Genomic DNA, 21,884 nt, shown 5'->3' on the forward strand with positions numbered 1-21,884 from the left:
GGAAAGGTTCCCAAGTTTCACGAGCCGGAGCCGCGCAAGGTGTGCTTGCCGAGGATGAGCAACTGGACCTCGCTGGCGCCTTCGTAGATGCGCAGGGAGCGGATGTCGCGGTACAGGCTCTCGATCTTCTGGCCCACCTGCACGCCACGCCCGCCGAACATCTGCAAGGCCATGTCGATCACGCGCTGCGCGTTCTCGGTGGCGGTCAGCTTGGCGCTGGCCGCCGCTGCGGTGTAGGCGGGCGTGCCCGCCCCGCTGGTGGCGCTGCAGTCGCGCAGCCAGGCCGCGCGGTAGGTGAGCAGGGCGGCCGCGTCAATGAGTGCGCTCATCTCGCCCAGCCTGGCCTGCGTGAGCTGGAAGTCGGCCAGGGTCTGCCCGAACATCTTGCGGTGCCGGGCGTGCGCCACCGCTTCGGCCAGCGCGCGCCGCGCCATGCCCAGCGCAGCGGCGGCGACCGAGGCGCGGAAGATGTCCAGCGTCTGCATGGCCAGCTTGAAACCGCCGTGCAACGGGCCGAGCAAGGCATCGGGACCCAGGCCACAGGCCTGCATACGCAGGGTGGCCAGCGGGTGCGGGGCCATCACGTGGATGTGCTCGCGGCTGTCCAGGCCCGGTGCCTGCGCGTCGATAATGAAAGCACTGATGCCGCGCGCGCCGGCATCGGGATCGGTCTTGGCGAACACCACATAGAAGTCGGCCAGGTCGCCGTTGCTGATCCAGGTCTTGGTGCCGTCGAGCGTCCAGCCCTGCGCGTCCGGTGTGGCCCGCGTGGCCATGGCGGCCACGTCGGATCCGGCTTCGGGCTCGCTCAGCGCGAAGGCCGCAATCTTGCGGCCCGAGGCCACGGCGCCGAGGTACCTGGCCTGCTGCTCGGATGTGCCCGCGAGCGTGATGGCGCCGCTGCCCAGCCCCTGCATGGCAAAGGCGAAATCGGCGAGCGGGGAATGAAAGGCCAGCGTCTCGCGCAGGATCACGAGCGAGCGGGAATCGAGCGCGGGCAGAGCGCCGCCGTGCGCCGCGCTCACGCAGTAGCGCAGCCAGCCGTCCTGGCCCAGGCGCGCCACCCAGTCCTTGCAGGCGGCGCGGTCGTCGGTCTCGTCCACCTGCTGCAGCGCGGCCCAGTTCGCCAGGCGCGGCGCCATCTCGCGGTGGTACGCGTCGAAGAAGGGCAACTCCCACTGCGTTTGTGGAGGATGCATGCCGTGGGGGTGTTCGAACGCGACCATGCTGCGGTGTCCCTTCAATCGCCTTCGAAGACCGGGCGCTGCTTGGCCGCGAAGGCTTCATAGGCGCGCCTGAAGTCCTGCGTCTGCATGCAGATGGCCTGCGCCTGCGCTTCGGCCTCGATGGCCTGGTCCAGCGTCATGGCCCATTCCTGGTGCAGCATGGTCTTGGTCATGCCGTGCGCGAAGGTGGGACCCTGGGCCAGTTGCGCAGCGAGTTTGTGCGCGGCGCCCAGCAGGGCGGCGCTGTCGTGCAACGCATTGAAGAAACCCCAGGCGTGGCCTTCCTGCGCGTTCATGGCGCGGCCGGTGAACAGCAGCTCGCTGGCGCGACCCTGGCCGATCATGCGCGGCAGCAAAGCGCAGGCGCCCATGTCGGCGCCGGCCAGGCCCACACGCGTGAACAGGAAGGCGGTGTTCGTCTGCGGCGTGCCCAGCCGCAGGTCGGATGCCAGCGCCATCATGGCGCCGGCGCCCGCGCACACGCCGTCGATGGCGGCCACGATGGGCTGGGGGCAGGCGCGCATGGCGCTGACCAGGGCGCCGGTCATGCGCGTGAAGGCCAGCAGCTCGGGCATCGTCATCTTCGTGAGCGGCCCGATGATCTCGTGCACGTCGCCGCCGGAGCAGAAGTTGTCGCCCGCGCCCGTGAGCACCACGGCGCGGATGTCGGTGGCCTTCTGCAGGCCCAGGAACCAGTCGCGCAGCTCGGCGTAGGAATCGAAGGTGAGCGGGTTCTTGCGTTCCGGGCGGTTGAGCGTGACGGTGGCCACGCCGTCCTTCACGCTCAGGGCGAAATGGCTCGGGGCCTGCCCGGCCATGGGGCCGTACTGCCCGCGCATCGGGTTGTGGTCTGGGATGGCGTGTTTCATTCGTCGATCCGGTTGAGTTGTGTCTGGTGCTGCTTGACCTTGCCCAGCAGCTTGTGCAGGCTGTCGAGGTCGCGCGCGCTCAGGCCATCGAACGCCTCCACGATCCACTGCTCGTGCTGCTGCGCCATTTCCACAAAGCTGGCACGACCCCGGTCGGTGAGGCGCACCCGAAACGCGCGCCGGTCGCCGTCCACGCCCATGCGCTCGACCAGTCCTTCGGTGACGAGCTGGTCGGTGATGCCGGTGACGTTGCCGCCGGTGACCATGAGGCGGTGCGACAGCTCCTTCATCTTCAGGCCTTCGGGGTGGCGCTCGAGCTGGGCCATGAGGTCAAAACGCGGCAGCGTGGTGTCGAACTGCTCGCGCAGGCACACGCGCACCCTCTTTTCGATCAGTTGCGAGCAGGTCAGCAGCCGCAGCCACAGGCGCAACTCCTGGGCATGTTCGCTGTGGGCACGGGCTTCGAGGTCAAGCGATGAGGTGTTCATGGCGTGCTGGCGTTGAGCGCCTGTTGGCGGGCAATTTCCCGGTAAAGCTGGTCGCGTCCGCTTTCATAGGGACGCGGCCATTCGATGGCGCGGGTCTGTAGCCGGGCGGCCTCGTGCAAGGTCCATGCCGGATCGGCGAGGTGCGGACGCGCCACCGCGCAGAGGTCGGCGCGGCCGGCCGCGATGATGCTGTTGGCGTGATCGGCTTCGCTGATGGCGCCCACCGCCATGGTCAGGATGCCGGCCTCGTTTCGCACGCGGTCGGCGAACGGCGTCTGGTACATGCGGCCGTACACCGGCTTCGCGGCACGCGTGGTCTGGCCTGACGACACATCGATCACGTCGCAGCCTGCGGCCTTGAACAGGCGCGCGATCTGCACCGCGTCGTCGGGCGTGTTGCCACCGGGCGCCCAGTCGTGGGCGGAGATGCGAATGCTGAACGGCTTTTCAGCGGGCCAGATGGCGCGCATGGCGGCGAACACCTCCAGCGGGTAGCGGCAGCGGTTTTCCAGCGAACCGCCGTAGTCGTCGGTGCGCAGGTTGGTGAGCGGGCAGATGAAGGCCGAGAGCAGGTAGCCATGGGCGCAGTGCAGTTCGAGCCAGTCGAAGCCGGCGTCTGCGGCCCTTTGTGTGGAGGCGACAAAGGCGGCGGTGAGTGAATCCATGTCGGCGCGCGTCATGGCGCGGGGCACCTGGTTCTGCTCGCCGTACGGCACGGCGCTGGCCGAGATCAGCGGCCAGTTGCCTTCCACCAGCGGTTCGTCGATCTGCTCCCAGCCCAGCTGCGTGGACCCTTTGGCGCCGCTGTGACCGATCTGCAGGCCGATCCTGGCGCTGCTGCTGCCGTGCACGAAGTCGACAATGCGTTTCATACCGGCCTCTTGCGCGTCGTTCCACAGGCCGGGGCAGCCCGGGGTGATGCGGCCTTCGGGCGTGGGGCTGGTCATCTCCACCATCACCAGCGCGGCGCCGCCCAGCGCGCGCGCGCCCAGGTGCACCAGGTGGTAGTCGCCCACCACGCCGTTGACCGCGCTGTACTGCGCCATGGGCGAAACCACGATGCGGTTCTTCAGCGTGAGGCCACGCACCGTGAGCGGCAGCAGCATCGGAGGTGTGGGGTGCTTCTTCACCGGTTTTTCCGGCTGGACCTGGGTCTGAAGCCAGCTTTCGTACCCTTCGAGCCATGCCGCGTCGCGCAAGCGCAAGTTCTCGTGGCTGATGCGCTGGCTGCGCGTGAGCAGGGAGTAGGCGAACTGCTCGACCTCCATGCCGGTGTAGCGGTCCACGTGTTCGAACCACTCGGTGGAATTGCGCGCCGCGTTCTGGATCTTGAGCACCTCCACGCTGCGCCGTGCTTCGTAGCTGCGCAGCACCTCGGCCACGTCGGCGTTGGCGTGGCGCGTGAATTCGTCGGCCAGGTCGATGGCGTCTTCCAGCGCCAGCTTGGTGCCGCTGCCGATGGAGAAGTGCGCGGTGTGGGCGGCATCGCCCATGAGCACGATGGGGGTCTGGCGACCCGCAATCTCTTGCCAATGCACCCACGTCTCGCAGATCACGCGCGGAAAGCGGATCCAGTTGGCCGAGCCGCGCAGGTGCGAGGCGTTGCTGATGAGGGCGTGGTCGTCGAGCCAGGGCGCGAACAGGCGCTCGCAGAAGGCCACGCCTTCTTCCTGGCTCATCTGGTCGATGCCGTGCGCCTTCCACACCTCTTCGGGCGTTTCCACGATGAAGGTGGAGGTCTCGGCGTCGAACTTGTAGGCGTGAGCCTGGAACCAGCCGTGCTCGGTCTGCACGAAGGCGAAGGTAAAGGCGTCGAAGGTTTTCCTGGTGCCGAGCCAGACAAAGCGGCACTGGCGGGTGTCGATGTCGGGCTTGAAGGTCTCGGCGTAGCGCGTGCGAATGCGGCTGTTGAGCCCGTCGCTGGCGATCACCAGGTCGGCCTGGTATTGGGCGGCCAGGGCTTGGTCGTCGGTCACGTCGGTCTCGAAGACCAGATTCACGCCCAGCGCCAGGCAGCGCTCCTGCAGGATGTTGAGCAGCCGCTTGCGGCCGATGCCGCAGAAGCCGTGGCCACCCGAGCGCACCTGACGCCCTTTGAAGAAGACGTCGATGTCGTCCCAGTGGTTGAACGCTTCGCCAATGAGCGTGGCGGACTCCGGGTCGGCCACGCGCAGGTTGCCCAGGGTCTGGTCGGACAACACCACGCCCCAGCCGAAGGTGTCGAACGGGCGGTTGCGCTCCACCACGGTCACGGTCAATGTCGGGTCGCGCCGCTTCATGAGCAAGGCGAAATACAACCCCGCCGGCCCCCCGCCGATGCACAGGATGCGCTTGAGAGTCGGATGGGTGGTATTCATGTCTAATTAGTTTAGACTTAAAATATATGAGGCCAACCGGGAAAACCCCTAGGCCGATGCCGTCGTCCGTACCCCGGATGGGCAGCGCACCGCGTCGGTGCTATGGTGGTAAGTCCCACCAGCGATCACAAGGAGGCCTCCCATGTCTGTCTACCGATTCAAGTCCCGCGAAACGGGCGAACTGGTGATGCTGGAGCCACATGGCAAGAAGATTCTGCAGATCCTGGGCAAGGACCCGGCCGGCCCCGGTGTGGTCCTGCCCGATCAGATGACCGGCGCGGTGGAGGCCTTGCGCGCGGCCGCCGTGGAAGAAGAGTCCACCCGCAAGCGCCAGAAGGACGAGGCGCAGGCCCGCGGAGAGCCCGCCCCCGAATTCGACCCGGTGAGCCTGCGCATGCGCTCCGCGCCCTTCATCGAGATGCTTCAGCGCGCCGAGAAAGCCGGCGTCGAGGTGGTGTGGGGCGTCTGACGCTGTTCAGTCCACCCGCGCGCCCGAAGCCTTCACCACGGCCGCCCACTTCACGATCTCGTCGTCGATCAGTTTCGTGAATTCCTGCGGCGTGTTGCCGCTGGGAATGGCGCCCTGGGCCAGAAGCCGTTCCTTCACCGCCGGCAAACCCAGCGCCTTGGCCGATTCCTGCTGCAGGCGAGCCACCACGTCGGGCGGCGTTCCGGCCGGTGCCAGCAGACCGAACCACGAACTGGCCTCGAAGCCTGGCAGCTTGCCGGCCTCCGCCACGGTGGGCACGTCGGGCAGCGCGGCCGAGCGCACCGCGCTGGTGACCGCAAAGGCCTTGAGGGCACCCGACTGGATGTGCGGCATGGCCGAAGGCAGGTTGTCGAACATCACATCCACCGAGCCGGCGAGCATGTCGGCCATGGCAGGACCAGAGCCCCGGTAGGGAATGTGCGTCATGAAGATGCCGGTGCGCGATTTGAACAGCTCGCCCGCGAGGTGGATCGAGGTGCCGTTGCCGCTGGAGGCCATGTTGAGCTTGCCAGGGTTGGCCTTGGCGTACTTCACGAAATCGGCCACGGAGTTGATGCCCAGTGACTGAGCGCGCCTGGTGTTCATCACCATGACGTTGGGCACGCCCGCCACCAGCGTGATCGGCGCGAACTCCTTCTGCGGGTCGTAGGGCAGCTTCGCGTAGAGCGACTTGTTGATGCCGTGTGTGCCGACGGTGCCCATGAGCAGCGTGTAGCCATCGGGTGGCGACTTGGCCACCACCTCGGCACCGATGTTGCCGCCGGCGCCACCGCGGTTGTCGACCACGAAAGATTGGCCGAGCGTCTTGCTCAGCTCGGGCGCAAGCACGCGCGCGAGGATGTCGGTGGTGCCGCCGGGCGCAAAGGGCACCACGATGCGCACCGGCTTGGTGGGCCAGGCGGACTGCGCTGCAACCAGGCCAGGGAACGCGGTGACCGCGACGCTCAGAGCGACGAGGGTGCGACGGGATAGTTTCATGTGTGTCTCCTGCTCAGGTGGTCGATCTGCGGCTGCAAGGCTTGCTGGAGGCGGATGCCCAGCGCCAGCGCCGCGTCGTTGGCGCAATTCACCACGCCATCGTTCAATGTACTGTGTGCCTGCCCGATGCGCGCACTCGTGTGCGACACCGCGCACGCCGCCAGCCCCTGCGCTTGCAGCAGCGCGAGGCCAGCGATGCCAGCCTCGTCCAGCCCGATGCCGGCATCGTTGAACACCGAGAGCAAGGGCCTGACTGCCAGCGCGTAGCGCGCCGAGCTCAAGCCGCCATGCGAGCCGCTCAAAGCGATGCAGCCCGCATCAGCGGGCTGCAGTTCGGTGATCGAGTCAATGACCCTGATCGAAATCAACTTGAAACGGTCAATCTGCGAACTGGCCGGCAGCGTCGATCGCGGTCTTGAGCTTGGTGATCTCGCTGGCCACGAAAGCCTTGTGGCCGGCGGGCGTGATACGGTTGTCGGTGGCCACGATGGCGCCGAGTTCTTCCTGGCTCTTGATGAACTCGGGGTCCTTCAGGGCAACCTGCAGCGCGTCGTTGAGCTTCTTGGTCACGTCGGCCGGCGTGCCCTTGGGCGCATACAGGCCGTGCCAGATGGTCAGGTTGAAGCCCTTGAGGCCCATTTCCTGCAGCGACGGGTAATCCTTGAGCAGCTTGTGGCTGGACAGCGGCTTGGCGGTGGTGACGGCAAAGGCCTTCACACGACCGGCTTCGATCTGGCCAGTGGTGTTGGTGGTCTGGTCGCACATCACATCCACCTGGCCGCCGATCAGGTCGTTCATGGCCGGGCCCGTGCCGCGGTAGGCGATGGTGGTCATGGACTTGTCCAGCTTCACGGCCGATTGCCACATCAGGCCGCAGATGTGCGACGCCGAACCCAGACCAGCGTGCGCCAGGTTGAGCTTGCCACCGTTGGCGCGGATGTAGGACTCGAAGTCGCGGTACGTGTTGGCGTTGAGCTTGTTGGTGCCCAGCAGCGTCATCGGCACATCGTTGATGATGCCCAGGAACTCGAAGTCTTCGAGCGGCTTGAAGGTCTGCTTGCGGTACAGGCTGGTGGTGGCGGCCATGCCGATGTGCCACACCAGGAGCGTGTAGCCGTCGGCCGGGGCCCGCGCCACCTTGGTGCCAGCGATGGTGCCGCCGGCGCCGGCGGCGTTTTCCACCACGATGTTGGCGCCACCCAGGGGCTTGCGCATGGCTTCGGCCAGGCGGCGGGCCACGAGGTCGGTGGGCCCGCCGGCGGCGAACGGCACCACGAAGGTGATGGGTTTGCTGGGGAAGGCTTGCGCGAAGGCGCCGCCGGACACGGCAACGCTGAGCGCTGCAAGGGCAAGAATCTTCTTCATCTGGAGCTCCAAGGGTTGATCAACCCTTGGATGTTAGCCCTTGCGCACGAGTCGGAAATCGCGGTAATTACTTAGCCATTCACGGGGGAAAACCCTCGCTCCTCACTGGTAGCTGCGCGCGTCCTCGATCACCTTGCCGTCGTTGGGCAGGCTGCCCGGCTGCACCAGCTGGACCTGTGCGCGCAGCTTGGTGACGTCGCGCACTGCGGACTCGATGCGCTCGGCCAGATCGGCCGGCGTCTCACTGGCCTCCACCTGCAGGCACATCTGGTCGTTGGCCATCTCGCCACTGACGACCAGGCGAGCCTTGTGCACCTGGGGAAAGCGCCGGGCGATGTCGGCCACCTGCGCGGGATGGACGAACATGCCCCGCACCTTGGTGGTCTGGTCGGCACGGCCCATCCAGCCCTTGATGCGCGGTGCCGTGCGCCCGGTGGGGCAGGCCCCGGCCAGCACCGCAGAGAGGTCGCCGGTGCCAAAGCGGATCAAGGGGTACGCCGGGTTCAGCGACGTCACCACCAGCTCGCCCACCTCGCCTTCGGCGACAGGATCACCCGTGCCCGGGCGCACGATCTCCACAATCACGCCTTCGTCCACCACCAGGCCCTCGCGGGCGCTGGTCTCGTACGCCACCAGGCCCAGATCGGCGGTGGCGTAAGTCTGGTACACCGCCACCCCGTGTTCGGCGAACCAGGCGGTCAGGCTCGGCGGGCAGGCCTCGCCGCCCACCGACGCCTTGCGGATGCTCGAGACGTCCACGCCGGCCTCCAGCGCCTTCTCCAGCAGGATGCGCAGGAAGCTGGGCGTGCCGGTGTAGGCGTCGGGGCGCAGTTCGGCGATGGCCTGCAACTGCTGTTCGGTCTGCCCTGTGCCGGCTGGAAACACCGTGCAGCCCACGGCGTGCGCGCCCGATTCCAGGATGAACGCACCGGGCGTCATGTGGTAACTGAAGGCGTTGTGCACCAGTTCGCCGGACCGGAACCCCGCCGCGAACAGGGCGCGGCCCGCGCGCCAGTAGTCGCGTGTGGCGCCTTCGGGCTCATAGATGGGGCCAGGCGAGGCAAAGACGCGCGTCATCTGCGGGCCACGCACCAAACTGGAGAAGCCGCCGAACGGATCGCTGGCGCGCTGCGCCTTCTGCCGCTCCAGCAGCTCGCTCTTGCGCGTGACCGGCAGGCGCGCCAGCGCGGCACGGCTGTTCACCGATGCAGCGTCCACGCCTCGCAGGATCTCGGCGAAGGCCGCGTTGCGGGTTTGCGCATGGGCCACCTGCAGGGCCAGTGCGGCCATCTGCTCGGCCTCGCGTTGTTCCGGTTTTCGGGATTCCAGGGCGTCGAAGAATGCGTTCATGGTGGTGTGCTGCGTTGGGAAGTGAAGAAAGCTCAGGCCAGCCAGCGCTTGCGCCGCTTGTAGGACTTCACATCCTTGAACGATTTCCGCTCGCTGCCGCCCATGCCCAGGTAGAACTCCTTCACGTCCTCGTTGTTGCGCAGGTCGCTGGCCAGTCCGTCCATCACGATGCGTCCCGATTCCATGATGTAGCCGTAGTCGGCGTACTTCAGCGCCATGTTGGTGTTCTGTTCGGCCAGCAGGAAGGTGACCTTCTCTTTCTGGTTGAGGTCCTTCACGATCTCGAACACCTCTTCCACGATCTGTGGCGCCAGGCCCATGGACGGCTCGTCGAGCAGCATCACGTTCGGGTTGGTCATGAGCGCACGGCCGATGGCGCACATCTGCTGTTCGCCGCCGGAGGTGTAGGCCGCCTGGCTCGTGCGCCGCGTCTTGAGGCGTGGAAAGTAGGTGTAGACCTTCTCCAGGTTGGCCGCCACCTCGCCCTTGTCCTTGCGCGTGTAGGAGCCCGTGAGCAGGTTCTCTTCAATGGTGAGGTGGGCAAAACAGTGCCGGCCCTCCATCACCTGCACCACGCCGCGCTGCACCAGGTCGGCCGGCGTCAGGTTCTCGATGCGCTCGCCGCGCAGCTCGATGCTGCCCTTCGTCACCTCACCCCGCTCGGCCTTGAGCAGGTTCGAGATGGCGCGCAAGGTGGTCGTCTTGCCCGCCCCGTTGCCGCCCAGCACCGCCGCGATCTTGCCGTCCGGCACGTTGAGCGAAACGCCCTTGAGCACCAGGATCACATGGTTGTAGATGACCTCGATGCCGTTGACGTTGAGAACGATGTTGGGTGTGCTCATGAAGGATTCCTGGGTGACCATTTGCAAAGACAGCATGCCGCCTTTGCAAATGGCGACTGGACGTGCCAGTCGCGCTTGTTTTCTACCCAGCCGTTGCGTGCGCGGTGCCTCGTCGAGAGACACCGCGGAACCGGCTTTGCCGGGCCGCAGGTGTCGCCCCCTTGAGGGGGTCGCGCGAAGCGCGGCGGGGGTGCATCAAGACTGGCAGTCCGCAGGCGTGCGCGGCGTCAGCTTCTTCTCGGCCGCGTACTTGGACGCCGTGGTCTTCACCAGCGGCTTGATGATCTGCTGGTCGGACTCGATCCAGTCGGAGGAGAACTCCCACTTCGTGCCGTCCCAGGTGTGGATGCGCGCAGCGCCCGCACCCACGTGGTCGGCGCACGAGGTGCTGATGGGGGCGCGCAGCACGCCCTTGAAGCCCAGCGCGTCCAGCTTGGCCTGCGTCAGGTTCAGGTTCTCCAGGCCCCAGCGCACCTGTTCACCCGTCATGACCTTGCCCTTGCCGAAGCGTTCCTGTGCAGCGCGAATGCCTTCCACGCCCATGGCCGCGCTGACCACGCCGCGCAGGTACAGGGTCTCGCCCACTTCGTCGCGCGGGCCGGTGCCCTGGCCCTTGTCGTGCAGCTTGGCCAGGATCTCCTTGACCACGGGTGCGTTCTTGTCGGTGCCATGCTGCAGTGTCACGGCGTTGTAGCCCTTGGCGCCCTGGCCCACGTCACGCACATCGGGCTCGGCACCCGACCACCACACGCCATACATCTTCTCGCGCGGGTAGCCGGTGGCCTGCGCTTCCTTGAGGGCGGTGGAGTTCATCACGCCCCAGCCCCAGAGCAGCGTGTAGTCCGGGCGCGACTGGCGCACCTGCAGCCAGGTGGCTTTCTGTTCCACGCCGGGGGCGGTCACGGGCAGCAGTTGCAGTTCGAAGCCGTGCATCTTGGCGCGTTCCTGCAGCAACGGGATCGGCTCCTTGCCGAACGGGCTGTCGTGGTAGACCAGTGCGATCTTCTTGCCCTTGAGCTTGTCCAGGCCGCCTTCCTTCTTGGCGATCGCCTGCACGATCGCGTCGGCAGCGACCCAGTAGGTGCCCAGCAGCGGGAAGTTCCACTTGAACACGGTGCCGTCCGCGCTCTCGCTGCGGCCGTAGCCGGTGGTGATGAGCGGAATCTTGTCGACGGGTGCTTTTTCCGTCAGCGCAAAGGTGGCGCCGGTGGACCAGGGATGGATCAGTGCGGCGCCGCCGTTCTTGCCCTTCAGGCGCTCGTAGCACTCCACGCTGCGTGCCGTGTCGTACATGGTTTCGCACTCTTCCACCAGCAGCTTGACGCCGTTGATGCCGCCGCGCGCATTGACGAGCTTGTAGTAGTCCACGATGCCGTTGGCCGTGGGCGTGCCGTTGGGTGCGTAGGCGCCCGTGCGGTACGACAGCACCGGCAGGTACTGTTCCTTGGTTTGCGCCAGGGCGGCGGTCGATACCAGCGAGGCGCTGCCGGCCAGGGCCAGCGTGGCTGCGACCACGATCTTGCGAAGTTTCATCTTTGTCTCCTACTAGGTTTCAGGGGTTGGAAAACGCTCAGTCAGTAAACGCGCAAACACGTCGGAAAACATCGGTACTTGCGAGCACTCCACCACTCGGTCAGTGAGGGAATGGCCACAGGCGCAACTTCTGTTTCCCGATGGACCACAGCCGCGCCAGTCCGTGCGGTTCCACGATCAGGAACCACACGATCAACCCACCGAAGATCATCAGCTCGGCATGCGAGACCGTGGTGGTGGAGATTTCGATGCCGAACAGTCCGGCCGCGAACGGCAGGAACTGGCTCAGCGCAATCGGCAGCACGACGATGAAGGCCGCACCGAAGAAGCTGCCCATGATGGAACCCAGGCCGCCGATGATCACCATGAAGAGCAGGCGGAAGGAGTAGTCGACGGAAAACGCCGAAGGTTCCCAGGCGCCCAGGTAGATGAAGGCCCACAGCGCACCGGCCACGCCGATGATGAAGCTGCTCACCGCAAACGCACTCAGCTTGGCGTACATCGGCCGGATGCCGATCACCGCCGCGGCCACGTCCATGTCCCGGATGGCCATCCACTCGCGGCCGATGGCGCTGCGCACCAGGTTCTTGGCGAGCAGCGCAATCACCGCGAGCAGCGCCAGGCAGAACACATACTTGCTCGCCGCACTCTCCAGCGGCATGCCAAAGACCTGCAGGTTGGACACGGCCACCGAACCGGAAGGCGTGTCCAGCGTGAACCACTTGATGCGCAGGAACATCCAGTCGGCGAAGAACTGCGCGGCCAGCGTGGCCACGGCCAGGTACAGCCCGCGCACGCGCAGGCTGGGCAGGCCGAACAGGATGCCGAAGAAGGTGGCGCACAGGCCGCCCAGGATCAGCGCCGGAATCAGCGGCATGCCCGGCACGCGCACGAAGAAGTTGTAGGCGCCGTAGGCACCCACCGCCATGAAGGCGCCCGACCCCAGGCTGATCTGGCCGCAATAGCCCACCAGGATGTTCACGCCCACCGCAGCGAGCGAGAAGATCAGGAACGGGATCAGGATCGCGCGCATCAGGTAGTCGCTGGCCAGCATGGGCACAGCGATGAAGGCCAGCAGCATCAGCGCCACGATGAACCACCGGTCCTGCGCGATCGGGAAGATCTGCTGGTCGGTGCTGTAGGTGGTCTTGAACTGACCGTTTTCTCTGTAGAACATGGTGTCTCTTAATCAGTTGGGGTCAGAGCACATTGGCTGCGCAAAGCGTGATCTGATCCACAAGGCATTCAAACTCGATCGATGATCTTCTCGCCGAACAAACCTTGCGGGCGAAAGAGAAGGAAGACCAGGGCCAGCACGTAGGCGAACCAGATCTCGATGCCGCCGCCGACGAACGGACCGAGGTACACCTCGGAGAGTTTCTCGCCCACGCCGATGATCAGCCCGCCAATGATCGCCCCCGGCACCGAGGTGAGGCCGCCCAGGATCACCACCGGCAGTGCGCGCAGCGCAATGGTGGTGAGGGAGAACTGCACGCCGAGCTTGGAGCCCCAGATCATCCCGGCCACCAGCGCCACCAGCCCGGCCACGCACCAGACGATCACCCAGATGCGGTTGAGTGGAATGCCGATGGACTGCGCGGCCTGGTGGTCGTCTGCCACCGCGCGCAGCGCACGGCCTGTGGATGTCTTCTGGAAGAACAGGCTGAGCGCGATCACCATGGCCGCGGCAATGACGGCCGCGATGATGTCTTCCTGGTTGAGCAGCAGGCCCCCTTCGAACACGGAGTCCAGCACGAACACCGGGTCCTTGGGCATGCCGATGTCGATCTTGTAGATGTTGCTGCCAAAGAGCGTCTGGCCCAGGCCATCGATGAAGTAGGTGATGCCCAGGGTGGCCATGAGAAGGGTCGCGCCCTCCTGGTTCACCAGATGGCGCAGCACCAGCCGTTCGATCAGCCAGGCCATGGCGAACATCAGCAGGCCTGCAATGACGAAGGCCCCCACGTTGGCCACCAGTTTGTTCTCGATGCCGATCCACTGCGGGATCCATTCCGAGAAGCGCGCCATGGCCAGCGCCGCGAACAGCACCATGGCGCCCTGCGCAAAGTTGAACACGCCCGAGGCCTTGAAGATGAGCACGAAGCCCAGCGCCACCAGCGAATACAGCATGCCCACCATGAGGCCGCCGAACAATGTTTCCAGAAAGAAGGCCATGTTTACATCCGTTCGCCCTGAGCCTGTCGAAGGGCTCTGGCGGTGTTGGTGTGGGGGGCTTCGACAGGCTCAGCCCGAACGGGGATTTGGTTCATGTCAGTGGGAGGTGCCGAGGTAGGCGCTGATGACCTCCTCGTTGTTGCGCACCTCTTCGGGGGTGCCGTCGCCGATCTTCTTGCCGTAGTCGAGCACCACCACGCGGTCGGAGATGTCCATCACCACACCCATGTCGTGCTCGATGAGCACGATGGTGGTGCCGAATTCGTCGTTGACGTCCAGGATGAAGCGGCTCATGTCCTGCTTCTCTTCCATGTTCATGCCGGCCATGGGTTCGTCGAGCAGCAGCACCTGAGGCTCCATGGCGAGCGCGCGGCCCAGGTCCACGCGCTTCTGCAGGCCGTAGGGCAGCTGGCCCACCGGCGTCTTGCGGTGCGCCTGGATTTCCAGGAAGTCGATGATGTGCTCGACGAACTCGCGGTGAGACTCTTCTTCCTTCTGTGCGCCACCGATGCCAAAGGGGTTGCGGATGGCCTGCATGAACAGGTTGCTCTTGATGCGCAGGTTGCGCCCGGTCATGAGGTTGTCGATCACGCTCATGCCCTTGAAGAGCGCCAGGTTCTGGAAGGTGCGCGCGATGCCCATCTCGGCCACCTGGCGGCTGTTCATGTGTTTGAAGGTCTGTCCGCGAAAACTGATGGAGCCTTCCTGCGGCTGGTACACGCCGTTGATGCAGTTGAGCATGGAGCTCTTGCCCGCGCCGTTGGGCCCGATGATGGCGCGCACCTCGTGTTCCTTCACGTTGAAGGAGATGTCGGAGAGCGCCTTCACGCCACCGAAGCGCAGGCTGATGTTGTGCACGTCGAGGATGACCTCGCCGATCTTCTTCTCTGTCATGCCGCAGCCTTTACCGGGGAGAACACCTTGGCGTCCTGGATCTTCAACGTGGCGCTGACCGAACCGGTGCGCCCGTCCTCGAACTTCACCTGGGTCTCGATGTACTGCTCGGTCTTGCCGCCATACAGGGCATCCACCAGCACGTTGTAGCGGTCCGCGATGAACCCGCGCCGGACCTTGTTGGTGCGGGTGAGCTCGCCGTCGTCGGCGTCCAGTTCCTTGTGCAGGACCAGGAAGCGGCTGATCTGGCTGCCCGCCAGCATCTCGTCGCGGCTCAGGTCCGCGTTCACCTTTTCCACGCATTCGCGGATCAGCTCATACACCTCCGGCTTCTGCGCCAGGTCGGTGTAGCCTGCATAGGGCAGGTTTCGGCGCTCTGCCCAGTTGCCCACGGCATCGAAATCGATGTTGATCAGCACGCAGACTTTCTCGCGCTGGTCGCCGTAGGCCACGGCTTCCTTGATGTGCGAGAAGAACTTGAGCTTGTTCTCCACGTACTTGGGCGCGAACATGGCGCCATCGAAACCACCGCCCTTGAGGCGCCCCACATCCTTCACGCGGTCGATGATCTTCAGGTGACCCGAGGCATCGATGAAGCCGGCGTCGCTGGTGTGGTACCAGCCGTCGGCCGTGAGCACTTCGGCTGTGGCCTGCGGGTTCTTGTAGTAGCCCTTGAGCAGCCCGGGCGACTTCACCAGGATCTCGCCACTCTCCGAGAGCTTAATCTCCACGCCCTCGCAGGGCACGCCCACCGTGTCGGCGCGCGCCTGGTTGTCCGGCTGCAGGCAGACGAACACGGCGGTTTCCGTGGACCCGTAGAGCTGCTTCAGGTTGATGCCGATGGAGCGGTAGAAGCTGAACAGGTCTGGCCCGATGGCCTCGCCAGCGGTGTAGGCCACGCGCACGCGGCTCATGCCGAGGTTGTTGCGCAGCGGCCCGTACACCAGCGCATCGCCCACGGCGTACCAGAGCCGGTCCAGCAGGCCCACGGGCTTGCCGTCCATGCGGTCGGGGCCGACGCGCTGAGCCAGTTTCATGAAGTGGTGGAACATGCCGCGCTTGATGGCCCCGGCGTCTTCCATGCGGATCATCACGCTCGTGAGCAGCCCTTCGAACACGCGCGGCGGGGCGAAGTAGTACGTGGGCCCGACTTCCTTCAGGTCGATGGTGACGGTGGCGCTGGACTCCGGGCAGTTGACGACGTAGCCGGCCACCAGCCATTGCGCATAGGAAAAGATGTTCTGGCCAATCCACGCGGGCGGCAGGTAGGCCAGCACCTCGTCGGACGGGGTGAGCCGGTCGAACTTCGAACCCACCGAAGCGCGGTCGATCAGCGTGTTGTGGGTGTGCACCACGCCCTTGGGGTTGCCGGTGGTGCCACTGGTGAAGAACATGGCGGCCACGTCGTCGGGCTGGCCCAGTTCGATCTGCTCGCGAAACAGCTGGGGGTGCGCCTTCGCATGGGCCTGACCAGCCGCCACCAGCTCTTCCACACCGCCCAGGCCAGGCTGGTCGTAATTGCGCAGTCCGCGCGGATCGTCGTAGTAGAGGTGGCTGAGCTGGGGGCAGCTCTCGCGGATCTCCAGCATCTTGTCGACCTGCTCCTGGTCTTCCACCACCGCGAAACGCACCTCGGCGTTGTTGATCGGGAAGACGCATTCGGCGCCCACGGCGTCCTGGTACAGCGGCACCGGAATGGCGCCCAGTGCCTGCGCGGCCAGCATGGTGGCGTAGAGCCGCGGGCGGTTGGCGCCGATCACCACCATGTGCTCGCCGCGCTGCAGGCCCGCCTGGTGCAGGCCGCAGGCCAGCGCCTCCACCAGGGCGGCCATCTCCGCCCACGTCGTGGTCTGCCAGATGCCGTATTCCTTTTCGCGCATGGCGGGGGCCTGCGGGCGTCGCTGCGCGTGGTCCAGCAACAGCCGGGGGAATGTGGTTTGCATGCGTGTCTCCTGTGCCGGTTGACGGGCCGGTGCGCTGCGGGATGCGCAGCGGCGGGCTTGTCACGGTTTTGCGGATGGTAGGCCTTCGTTTGACGTCATGTTGTCGGTTCGACGACAATTCCGGGTCTCCCCTCCTAGGACTTTCCCCTAGGGGCCTGCGGCGTCGGAGGCACTAGGGTGAACAGGCCCTAGCCTGTCATTCCTTCTCTGGGAGTGCGCCATGAGCCCTTTCACGCCACACCGTTCCGGCAATGTCCTGCGCGACCGCGCGCGGCCGCCGACCGAAGCCGAACTGGCCGAGATTCCCTGGCTGGACCGCCTGAACGACGCAGAGCGCGAGCGGGCGGTGGCGGCGCTGGTGGTGGGTGAAGCGCAGGCGGGCGACTACGTGTGCCGCTTCGGGCGGCCCGTCACCTACTGGTTCGGCTTGGTCGATGGGCTGCTCAAGATGAGCAACGACGATTCGCAGGGCCCGGTGATCACCTTCACCGGCGTGGCACCCGGCGGCTGGTTCGGCGAAGGCACCGTGCTCAAGCACGAGCAGTACCGCTACAACATCCTGGCCCTGCGCAAGAGCCGCGTGGCCGGCCTGCCGGTGGAAACCTTCGACTGGTTGCTCGACCATTCCATTGGCTTCAACCGCTTCGTGATGCACCAGCTCAACGAACGCCTGGGCCAGTTCATTGCCGCGCGCGAGATCGACCGCCTGAACAACGCGGACCTGCGGGTCGCGCGCAACCTGGCCGCGCTGTTCCACCCGCTGCTCTCGCCCAACGTGGGTGGCGTGCTGCGCATCACGCAGCAGGAACTGGCCTATCTGGTGGGGCTCTCGCGCCAGCGGGTGAATGAGGCGCTCACCACGCTGGCGGCCAAGGGCTGGATCCGGGTGGAGTACGGCGGCCTGCGGGTGCTGGACCTCGCCGCGCTCCGCTCGGGTGTTCTGGATGATTCGTGACAGGGCGGCCCTTCTGGGATGATCCCCCCATGACGACCGACAAACCCGCCCGCACCCTGAAGCTGAACCCGGGCGCGCCCAAGAAGCCTGCCGATCCCTTTGCCCCGCGCCGCGCGCCCGTTCGACCGCCCGGCCCCGCTCGCGCGAAGAGCGTGTCGGCCTCGGCGCCCAAGCCGCCGCGCGAACCTTCGCCGGAATTCGCCCCGAAGCGCGCGCGGTCGCCAGACGACCGCGCGGAGCGCCCGCGCCCACCCTCCGCGTCGCCGCGCCCTCAGCCCCGGCCGCCGATGCAGCCCCACCGTCCCGATCTCGCGCGCGTCGGCAATGTGCGCGGCGAGATCCGGCTCAACAAGCGCATGGCCGATCTCGGCCTGTGTTCGCGCCGTGAAGCCGACGAATGGATCGCGCGCGGCTGGGTGCTGGTCAATGGCGAACCCGCGGTGATGGGCATGCCGGTGGCGCCCGATGCCCGCGTGGAGGTGTTGCCGCAGGCGCGTCACCAGCAGGCGGGGCAGGTCACCATCCTGCTGCACAAGCCGGTGGGCTACGTGAGCGGCCAGCCCGAAGACGGCCACGAGGCCGCGGCCACCTTGATCGGCGCGCCCAGTCAGTGGCGCGGCGACGCGCGCATGCCGGGCGACGGCCGCCGGTTCGCTCCCGAGCACACGCGTGGCCTGGCACCGGCCGGCCGGCTCGACATCGATTCCACCGGGCTGCTGGTGCTCACCCAGGACGGCCGCGTGGCCCGCACGCTGATCGGCGAGAACAGCGGCGTGGAAAAGGAATACCTGGTGCGCGTGCAGTACGCACCCAACGGCCCGCAGGGCGAGGGCGTGGTGGGCCAGGACGTGCAGGCCATCTTTCCACCGGCGCAGATGGCCTTGCTGCGCCACGGCCTGAGCCTGGACGGCCAGCCGCTCAAGCCCGCGCAGGTCGACTGGCAGAACCCCGAGCAACTGCGCTTCGTGCTCGTCGAAGGCAAGAAGCGCCAGATCCGCCGCATGTGCGAACAGGTGGGGCTGCATGTGGTGGGCTTGAAGCGCATCCGCATCGGCGGCGTCCTGCTGGGCAACCTGCCGGTGGGCCAGTGGCGTTATCTCGGGGGCAACGAGAGGTTTTGATGGTTCGCAGGCCGGGATCGGTCCAGAATGGTCCATGGCCCTCAAGACCCCCGGTTCCACCCAGCTCGCCCTGCTGCGCCACGTGCGCCCCGCCGACCTGCGCGCCGCGGTGCAACTGGCCACCGTGGCCACCACCGGCGTGATCGGCATTGCCGAGGGCGTGCACCAGTCGGTGCGCCGGCGCATCGGTCTGCCCGCTGGCACGCTGCCCGACCGCGCCGGGGGGCTCACTGGCCAGATCTACCAGGGCATCCGGGGTGTGACGCAACTCGTGGGGCACGGGCTGGACGGGGCCCTGGCCACGCTGCTGCCGCTGGTGGACGAGCCCGCGCTGCACCCCGCGCCATCTGCCGGGCGGGAGGCCGTGATCGCCGCGCTCAATGGCGTGCTCGGCGACCGCCTGGAGGCCAGCGGCAACCCACTGGCGCAGCCCATGGAGTTGCGTTACCAGGGCCAGCGCCTGCCGCTGGACCGCGCGCCGCTGCTGCATGAACGACTGGCCGGCGCCACGCCGCACCTGCTGGTGCTGCTGCACGGCCTGTGCATGAACGACACGCAGTGGCTGCGCGGCGGCCACGACCATGGCGCCTGGCTGGCCCGGGAGCTGGGCTGCACGCCGGTCTACCTGCGCTACAACAGCGGCCTGCACACCTCCATCAACGGCCGGGAACTCGCACGCCAGCTCGAAGCGCTTACCGCGCAATGGCCGGTGCCGCTGCAGACCATCACCCTGGTGGGTCACAGCATGGGCGGGCTGGTGGCGCGCGCCGCGTGTTTCGAGGCGCAGGCCTCCAGCCAGCGCTGGCCGTCCCGTTTGCAGCACCTGGTGTTTCTGGGCACGCCGCACCACGGCGCGCCGCTGGAGCGCGCCGGCCACGGCATCGACCTGCTGCTCGCCGCTTCGCCCTTCACTTCTCCGTTCACGCGCCTGGGCCAGTTGCGCAGCGCCGGCATCACCGACCTGCGGCACGGTCACGTGCGCGAGGCCGACTGGCACGGCCGCGACCGCTTCGGCTCGGCCGCCGACCACCGCGAGCCGCTGCCGCTGCCCGAAGGCGTGGCCTGCTTCGCGGCCGCCGGCACGCTGGCACCCCAGCGTGGCCTGCTGGCGGACCGGCTCAACGGCGACGGGCTGGTGCCCTTGCGCAGCGCACTGGGCCAGCACGAAGATCCGGCCAGGCGCCTCGTGTTTGCCCGCGACAGCCAGCGCACCTTCTACCGCACCGGGCATCTGGAACTGCTCGCCAGCCGGGCGGTGGCCGAGCAAATCGTGCAGTGGCTCGCGCCAGCGCCCCCCGCCGCGAGCGCTTGAATTTCCGGCGCCCGCCCATAATTCCGCTTTCGCCGCGACCACGGCGGCGGATTCCGTACACGTTTCATCCCTGCAGATTCCCATGAGCAAACAAACCCTGTCCTTCCAGGCCGAGGTGGCACAACTGCTGCACCTCGTCACGCACTCGCTGTATTCCAACCCGGACATCTTTCTGCGCGAGCTGGTGTCCAACGCCTCGGACGCGTGCGACAAGCTCCGCTTTGAAGCACTGAACAACGCGGCTTTGTTCGAGGACTCACCCAACCTGGACGTTCGCGTGGCCTTCGACCGCGAGGCCCGCACCATCACCATCACCGACAACGGCATCGGCATGAGCCAGCAGGAGGCGATCGACCACCTGGGCACCATCGCCAAGAGCGGCACCAAGGATTTCATGAGCCGCCTCTCGGGCGACCAGAAGCAGGACGCGCAGCTCATCGGCCAGTTCGGCGTGGGCTTCTATTCGGGTTTCATCGTGGCCGACACCATCACCGTGGAATCGCGCCGCGCCGGTCTGCCGGCGGCCGAGGGCGTGCGCTGGACCAGCGGCGGCACGGGTGATTTCGAGGTGGAGGCCATCGAGCGCGCCGCGCGCGGCACCAGCGTCATCCTGCACCTGCGCGAGGATGCGAGCGACTACCTCGACCACTGGCGTCTCAAGTCCATCATTGGCAAGTACTCGGACCACATCAGCCTGCCCATCCTGATGGAGAAGGAAGCGTGGAACGCCGAGAAGAGCGAGTACGAGCGAAAGGGCGAATGGGAGGCCGTGAACTCGGCCAATGCGCTCTGGGCGCGCAGCAAGAAAGACATCAGCGACGAACAGTACACCGAGTTCTACAAGAACCTGAGCTACGACACCGAGGCCCCGCTGGCCTGGAGCCACAACCGCGTGGAGGGCGGCACCGAGTACACGCAGCTGCTCTACATCCCGGGCAAGGCGCCGCAGGACCTGTGGAACCGGGACCGCAAGGCCGGCATCAAGCTGTACGTGAAGCGGGTGTTCATCATGGACGAGGCTGAGGCGCTCATGCCCGCGTACCTGCGCTGGGTAAAAGGCGTGGTCGACTCGGCCGACCTGCCGCTCAATGTGAGCCGCGAGCTGCTGCAGGAAAGCCGCGACGTGAAGGCCATCCGCGAAGGCAACACGCGCCGCGTGCTGGCCATGCTCGACGACCTGAGCAAGGACAACGACAAGTACACGCGCTTCTACGCCGAGTTCGGCAGCGTGCTCAAGGAAGGGCTGGGCGAGGACTTCGCCAACCGCGACAAGCTCGCGAAGCTGCTGCGCTTTGCCAGCACCTCGGAGGCCGGGGTCACGTCGCTGGCCGACTACAAGGTGCGCATGAAGGAAGGCCAGCAGGCGATCTACTACATCACCGCCGACAACCTGGCCGCCGCGAAGAACAGCCCGCAGCTCGAGGTGTTCCGCAAGAAGGGCATCGAGGTGCTGCTGATGACCGACCGCGTGGACGAGTGGGCGTTGTCCTTCCTCACCGAGTTCGATGGCACGCCGCTGCAGAGCGTGGCCAAGGGCGCGGTGGACCTGGGTTCGCTGCAGGACGAGGAAGAGAAGAAGGCCGCCGAAGCGGCGGCCGAGGTGTTCAAGCCCGTGCTCGAACGTCTGAAGGAAAGCCTGAAGGACAAGGCCAAGGACGTGCGCGTGACCTCGCGACTGGTTGACTCGCCGGCCTGCCTGGTGGTGGAAGACGGCGACTATTCCACGCAGCTGGCGCGCCTGCTCAAGCAGGCCGGGCAGCCGGCGCCGCAGGTCAAGCCCATCCTGGAGGTGAACGCCGACCACGCGCTGGTGAAGAAACTCGAGTCCAGCGCGCATTTCGACGACCTGGCCCACATCCTGTTCGACCAGGCGCTGCTGGCCGAAGGGGGCCTGCCCGACGATCCGGCGGCGTACGTGAAGCGGGTCAATGCCCTTCTGATCTGATCTGCATACCCTGTGGCTGACCGGTCAGACCGGTTGACTAC

At 66.5% G+C, this 21,884-nt stretch carries 19 protein-coding genes; 5 read left to right on the forward strand and 14 right to left on the reverse strand.

The window, feature by feature from the left end; genetic code table 11:
• Positions 1-17: 17 nt before the first annotated feature.
• Genes ACTIEY_RS12545 through ACTIEY_RS12560 form a run of 4 tightly spaced genes read right to left on the reverse strand, consistent with a single transcriptional unit; the run spans position 18 to position 4,940 of the window.
• Positions 18-1,199 carry an acyl-CoA dehydrogenase family protein gene (locus ACTIEY_RS12545; protein ID WP_439519469.1) on the reverse strand — a complete coding sequence of 394 codons (1,182 nt, stop codon included), beginning with the start codon at positions 1,197-1,199 and terminating at the stop codon, positions 18-20.
• A 41-nt stretch (positions 1,200-1,240) separates the two neighbouring features.
• Positions 1,241-2,095 (reverse strand): enoyl-CoA hydratase family protein, encoded by an 855-nt coding sequence (locus tag ACTIEY_RS12550; protein WP_439519470.1) that lies wholly within the window; start codon positions 2,093-2,095, stop codon positions 1,241-1,243.
• The gene (locus ACTIEY_RS12555) at positions 2,092-2,583 is read right to left on the reverse strand and encodes a MarR family winged helix-turn-helix transcriptional regulator (protein ID WP_439519471.1); all 492 of its coding nucleotides are present in this window, start codon (positions 2,581-2,583) and stop codon (positions 2,092-2,094) included. Before ACTIEY_RS12555 ends, ACTIEY_RS12550 begins: the two co-directional genes overlap by 4 nt.
• Positions 2,580-4,940, reverse strand: a complete 2,361-nt coding sequence (locus ACTIEY_RS12560; protein ID WP_439519472.1) for a bifunctional salicylyl-CoA 5-hydroxylase/oxidoreductase — start codon at positions 4,938-4,940, stop codon at positions 2,580-2,582. Before ACTIEY_RS12560 ends, ACTIEY_RS12555 begins: the two co-directional genes overlap by 4 nt.
• 142 nt (positions 4,941-5,082) lie before the next feature.
• On the opposite strand from ACTIEY_RS12560, the gene ACTIEY_RS12565 reads away from it, so the two are divergent.
• The gene (locus tag ACTIEY_RS12565; protein ID WP_439519473.1) at positions 5,083-5,409 is read left to right on the forward strand and encodes a DUF1840 domain-containing protein; all 327 of its coding nucleotides are present in this window, start codon (positions 5,083-5,085) and stop codon (positions 5,407-5,409) included.
• Positions 5,410-5,415: 6 nt separating this feature from the next.
• Here ACTIEY_RS12565 and ACTIEY_RS12570 read toward each other — a convergent pair whose 3' ends face one another.
• From ACTIEY_RS12570 to ACTIEY_RS12615, 10 genes are all read right to left on the reverse strand, one after another.
• Positions 5,416-6,408 carry a Bug family tripartite tricarboxylate transporter substrate binding protein gene (locus ACTIEY_RS12570; protein ID WP_439519474.1) on the reverse strand — a complete coding sequence of 331 codons (993 nt, stop codon included), beginning with the start codon at positions 6,406-6,408 and terminating at the stop codon, positions 5,416-5,418.
• Complete coding sequence (locus ACTIEY_RS12575; RefSeq protein WP_439519475.1) at positions 6,405-6,776, reverse strand: hypothetical protein; 372 nt, start codon at positions 6,774-6,776, stop codon at positions 6,405-6,407. The genes ACTIEY_RS12570 and ACTIEY_RS12575 overlap by 4 nt, the downstream gene beginning before the upstream one ends.
• A 10-nt stretch (positions 6,777-6,786) precedes the next feature.
• Positions 6,787-7,773, reverse strand: a complete 987-nt coding sequence (locus tag ACTIEY_RS12580; protein WP_439519476.1) for a tripartite tricarboxylate transporter substrate-binding protein — start codon at positions 7,771-7,773, stop codon at positions 6,787-6,789.
• Between the two features lie 102 nt (positions 7,774-7,875).
• Positions 7,876-9,123 (reverse strand): phenylacetate--CoA ligase family protein, encoded by a 1,248-nt coding sequence (locus ACTIEY_RS12585; RefSeq protein WP_439519477.1) that lies wholly within the window; start codon positions 9,121-9,123, stop codon positions 7,876-7,878.
• A 32-nt stretch (positions 9,124-9,155) separates the two neighbouring features.
• A complete protein-coding gene (locus ACTIEY_RS12590) occupies positions 9,156-9,965 on the reverse strand; it encodes an ABC transporter ATP-binding protein (protein WP_439519478.1) in 810 nt (269 codons plus the stop codon).
• A 195-nt stretch (positions 9,966-10,160) separates the two neighbouring features.
• Positions 10,161-11,498, reverse strand: coding sequence for an ABC transporter substrate-binding protein (locus ACTIEY_RS12595; RefSeq protein ID WP_439519479.1), 1,338 nt, complete (start codon positions 11,496-11,498; stop codon positions 10,161-10,163).
• Between the two features lie 100 nt (positions 11,499-11,598).
• Positions 11,599-12,675: a branched-chain amino acid ABC transporter permease gene (locus ACTIEY_RS12600; protein ID WP_439519480.1), complete on the reverse strand. Its 1,077-nt coding sequence runs from the start codon at positions 12,673-12,675 to the stop codon at positions 11,599-11,601.
• 68 nt (positions 12,676-12,743) lie between these two features.
• Entirely contained in the window at positions 12,744-13,673 is a 930-nt protein-coding gene (locus ACTIEY_RS12605) for a branched-chain amino acid ABC transporter permease (protein ID WP_439519481.1), read from the reverse strand.
• 96 nt (positions 13,674-13,769) lie between these two features.
• Entirely contained in the window at positions 13,770-14,567 is a 798-nt protein-coding gene (locus ACTIEY_RS12610; RefSeq protein ID WP_439519482.1) for an ABC transporter ATP-binding protein, read from the reverse strand.
• Positions 14,564-16,510, reverse strand: a complete 1,947-nt coding sequence (locus tag ACTIEY_RS12615; protein WP_439519483.1) for an AMP-dependent synthetase/ligase — start codon at positions 16,508-16,510, stop codon at positions 14,564-14,566. The genes ACTIEY_RS12610 and ACTIEY_RS12615 overlap by 4 nt, the downstream gene beginning before the upstream one ends.
• 220 nt (positions 16,511-16,730) lie before the next feature.
• On the opposite strand from ACTIEY_RS12615, the gene ACTIEY_RS12620 reads away from it, so the two are divergent.
• From ACTIEY_RS12620 to htpG, 4 genes are all read left to right on the forward strand, one after another.
• A complete protein-coding gene (locus tag ACTIEY_RS12620) occupies positions 16,731-17,465 on the forward strand; it encodes a Crp/Fnr family transcriptional regulator (protein WP_439519484.1) in 735 nt (244 codons plus the stop codon).
• Positions 17,466-17,494: 29 nt separating this feature from the next.
• Entirely contained in the window at positions 17,495-18,586 is a 1,092-nt protein-coding gene (locus tag ACTIEY_RS12625) for a pseudouridine synthase (protein ID WP_439519485.1), read from the forward strand.
• Between the two features lie 34 nt (positions 18,587-18,620).
• Positions 18,621-19,898 (forward strand): esterase/lipase family protein, encoded by a 1,278-nt coding sequence (locus ACTIEY_RS12630; RefSeq protein ID WP_439519486.1) that lies wholly within the window; start codon positions 18,621-18,623, stop codon positions 19,896-19,898.
• Positions 19,899-19,980: 82 nt separating this feature from the next.
• Positions 19,981-21,843: a molecular chaperone HtpG gene (gene htpG, locus ACTIEY_RS12635; protein WP_439519487.1), complete on the forward strand. Its 1,863-nt coding sequence runs from the start codon at positions 19,981-19,983 to the stop codon at positions 21,841-21,843.
• Positions 21,844-21,884: the final 41 nt, after the last annotated feature.

Origin of the sequence: Hydrogenophaga sp., assembly GCF_051858985.1 — a bacterium.
Classification (GTDB): domain Bacteria; phylum Pseudomonadota; class Gammaproteobacteria; order Burkholderiales; family Burkholderiaceae_C; genus Hydrogenophaga.

Coding starts and splice junctions, on each gene's coding strand:
- ACTIEY_RS12545 (WP_439519469.1), bottom strand. CDS start 1,199: ATGCATCCTCCACAAACGCAGTGGGAGTTGCCCTTCTTCGACGCGTAC.
- ACTIEY_RS12550 (WP_439519470.1), bottom strand. CDS start 2,095: ATGAAACACGCCATCCCAGACCACAACCCGATGCGCGGGCAGTACGGC.
- ACTIEY_RS12555 (WP_439519471.1), bottom strand. CDS start 2,583: ATGAACACCTCATCGCTTGACCTCGAAGCCCGTGCCCACAGCGAACAT.
- ACTIEY_RS12560 (WP_439519472.1), bottom strand. CDS start 4,940: ATGAATACCACCCATCCGACTCTCAAGCGCATCCTGTGCATCGGCGGG.
- ACTIEY_RS12565 (WP_439519473.1), top strand. CDS start 5,083: ATGTCTGTCTACCGATTCAAGTCCCGCGAAACGGGCGAACTGGTGATG.
- ACTIEY_RS12570 (WP_439519474.1), bottom strand. CDS start 6,408: ATGAAACTATCCCGTCGCACCCTCGTCGCTCTGAGCGTCGCGGTCACC.
- ACTIEY_RS12580 (WP_439519476.1), bottom strand. CDS start 7,773: ATGAAGAAGATTCTTGCCCTTGCAGCGCTCAGCGTTGCCGTGTCCGGC.
- ACTIEY_RS12585 (WP_439519477.1), bottom strand. CDS start 9,123: ATGAACGCATTCTTCGACGCCCTGGAATCCCGAAAACCGGAACAACGC.
- ACTIEY_RS12590 (WP_439519478.1), bottom strand. CDS start 9,965: ATGAGCACACCCAACATCGTTCTCAACGTCAACGGCATCGAGGTCATC.
- ACTIEY_RS12595 (WP_439519479.1), bottom strand. CDS start 11,498: ATGAAACTTCGCAAGATCGTGGTCGCAGCCACGCTGGCCCTGGCCGGC.
- ACTIEY_RS12600 (WP_439519480.1), bottom strand. CDS start 12,675: ATGTTCTACAGAGAAAACGGTCAGTTCAAGACCACCTACAGCACCGAC.
- ACTIEY_RS12605 (WP_439519481.1), bottom strand. CDS start 13,673: ATGGCCTTCTTTCTGGAAACATTGTTCGGCGGCCTCATGGTGGGCATG.
- ACTIEY_RS12610 (WP_439519482.1), bottom strand. CDS start 14,567: ATGACAGAGAAGAAGATCGGCGAGGTCATCCTCGACGTGCACAACATC.
- ACTIEY_RS12615 (WP_439519483.1), bottom strand. CDS start 16,510: ATGCAAACCACATTCCCCCGGCTGTTGCTGGACCACGCGCAGCGACGC.
- ACTIEY_RS12620 (WP_439519484.1), top strand. CDS start 16,731: ATGAGCCCTTTCACGCCACACCGTTCCGGCAATGTCCTGCGCGACCGC.
- ACTIEY_RS12625 (WP_439519485.1), top strand. CDS start 17,495: ATGACGACCGACAAACCCGCCCGCACCCTGAAGCTGAACCCGGGCGCG.
- ACTIEY_RS12630 (WP_439519486.1), top strand. CDS start 18,621: ATGGCCCTCAAGACCCCCGGTTCCACCCAGCTCGCCCTGCTGCGCCAC.
- htpG (WP_439519487.1), top strand. CDS start 19,981: ATGAGCAAACAAACCCTGTCCTTCCAGGCCGAGGTGGCACAACTGCTG.